Origin of the sequence: Psychrobacter piechaudii, assembly GCF_900162825.1 — a bacterium.
In the GTDB taxonomy this organism is placed as follows: Bacteria; Pseudomonadota; Gammaproteobacteria; order Pseudomonadales; family Moraxellaceae; genus Psychrobacter; species Psychrobacter piechaudii.
This window is the reverse complement of sequence record NZ_FUGE01000073.1, coordinates 1-2,208: the sequence shown is the minus strand read 5'-3', so window position 1 is coordinate 2,208 and position 2,208 is coordinate 1. Positions and strand designations below refer to the sequence as shown.

Genomic DNA, 2,208 nt, shown 5'->3' with positions numbered 1-2,208 from the left:
TTAGAAACTATAACTAAAATATTTTTATATATCTCGTGTTTTTGTTATTTGCGACCGAAAATTGGTGATAACATCTGTAAAAGGTCAATAATTAATTAAAATGTAGCTAAAATCGATTTGTAGTGCGATTGCCCTGATCCTACATAGCTTTACCACTCAACACCCTTTAGCTTATGTTATAATAACGCCCAATTATTGCCATTTAAGTGGGCATCCCTTACCGATATCTTTATCGCTGTATCTGTCTTATACCCTCTTTATTCTCTCAATTTAATAACCTTTAACGACTATCATCTTGGACTGCTTAATATGAGTGCTACTTTATTTGACCCTAAAACTATTCGTCAGCAACCAACGGATAATTCTCACTCAGCTGAAAGCCTAGCTGTGGATAGCTTAGCTCAAGCCAACCATCCTACTGGCACAGCAAAAAAGAAAGTTTATATTGCTACCCAAGGCTGTCAGATGAACGTATATGACTCAGAAAAGATGGGCAACGTTTTGGGTGACTCTCATGACATGGTGGTCACTGACAATATCGAAGAAGCCGATGTGCTACTGATGAACACCTGCTCTATTCGTGAAAAAGCGCAAGAAAAAGTATTCTCTGAGCTGGGTCGCTGGCGCAAATTAAAAGAAGACAATCCGGATTTGATTATCGGTGTGGGTGGCTGCGTGGCCTCACAAGAAGGTGATAACATTCAAAAACGCGCTCCTTATGTCGATATGGTGTTCGGGCCACAAACTCTGCATAGACTGCCTGAGCTGTATGACAAATCAACAACACAGCGCAATGTAAGACCCAAAGACCGTATCGGTACGGTTGATGTGTCGTTCCCAAGTATTGAAAAGTTTGATTTCCTGCCTGAGCCAAAAGTCGAAGGATACCGCGCCTTCGTTTCTATCATGGAAGGCTGTTCAAAGTATTGCTCATTTTGTGTGGTTCCCTACACCCGCGGTGAAGAACTGTCACGTCCTCTAGATGATGTGTTAGCAGAAATTGACAGCTTGGCTGAGCAAGGTGTTCGTGAAATCACCTTATTAGGTCAAAACGTAAACGGTTATCGTGGTGAAAAAGACGATGGCAGCATCTGCCGCTTTGCTGAGTTATTACACTATGTGGCCCACGTTGGTGGTATCGAGCGTATTCGCTATACCACCAGCCATCCACTTGAGTTCACTGACGACATCATCGAGGCTTATGCCAAACTGCCACAGTTGGTATCGCATCTACATCTGCCGGTTCAAAGTGGCTCAAACAAAATCTTGGCGGCCATGAAGCGCAATCACACCATCGATGTTTATATTAATCAGATCAAGAAACTGATGGCGGTGCGCCCTGATATGCATTTGTCCAGTGACTTCATCATCGGCTTCCCAGGAGAGACTGAGGAAGATTTCCTAGACACTTTAAATTTAGCCAAAGACTTAGACTTCGATCACTCTTATAGCTTTATTTATTCAAAACGTCCTGGAACACCAGCTGCCGAGCTCCCAGATGATGTGAGCCTTGCGACCAAAAAAGAGCGTCTGGCCATCTTCCAAAAGGTCATCGTTGACTCTACATTGAAGAAAACCCAGGAAATGGTAGGTAAAACCTTACGAGTAATGGTAGAAGAGATCGCTGATCGCTATCCAGATCAACTGCTTGGGACAGCAGACAACACCCGTTCTGTACTTTTTAAAGCCACCGAACAACAGAAAAAAGACTTGATGGGTAAATTTGTCACCGTAAAAATCACTGACTTTGTGAGTCCACATATGGTGCGCGGTGAATTGGTCGATATTTTAGGCTAAACCGGTAGCGGCCAGTTGACTTAAGTGTCAGCTGACTTAAATATAGCCAACACCATTAAAGACTGCCAATATTAAGAAAGGGTTCAATGACAAATCATTGAACCCTTTCTTAATTATAACCAACCCTAATCAAAAATATACAGTGACCACTTCCCACAGCAAGGCGACAGCGATCGCTATAAATATCAAACCACAGATTCTATTGAGCCAAAGTAATCTTGACCCCTGCCATAGCCAGCCTGAGAGTTTGGTACCGCCTAGGGTATAAACCATCTGCCAACTGCTCTCGCTATTGACCTCCTCCCCTCGCTAAACCGAGGGGATTCCTACAGCTAGACGGTCAAGCCCGACCGCAAGGATGTTCTTAGCAGCATTGATATCTCTATCATGCCATGTGCCACACTCAGCACA

Annotated in this window: 1 protein-coding gene and 1 pseudogene; one reads left to right on the top strand and one right to left on the bottom strand. The window is 43.5% G+C overall.

Features of this window, described 5'->3' with window-relative positions; translation table 11 throughout:
- Window positions 1-309: 309 nt before the first annotated feature.
- Window positions 310-1,797: a tRNA (N6-isopentenyl adenosine(37)-C2)-methylthiotransferase MiaB gene (miaB, locus tag A1019T_RS02800; RefSeq protein ID WP_077450326.1), complete on the top strand. Its 1,488-nt coding sequence runs from the start codon at window positions 310-312 to the stop codon at window positions 1,795-1,797.
- A 309-nt stretch (window positions 1,798-2,106) separates the two neighbouring features.
- Here the strand turns inward: miaB and A1019T_RS13545 are convergent.
- Window positions 2,107-2,208: pseudogene (locus tag A1019T_RS13545) on the bottom strand (RNA-guided endonuclease TnpB family protein); the annotation flags it as partial.

Coding starts and splice junctions, on each gene's coding strand:
- miaB (WP_077450326.1), top strand. CDS start 310: ATGAGTGCTACTTTATTTGACCCTAAAACTATTCGTCAGCAACCAACG.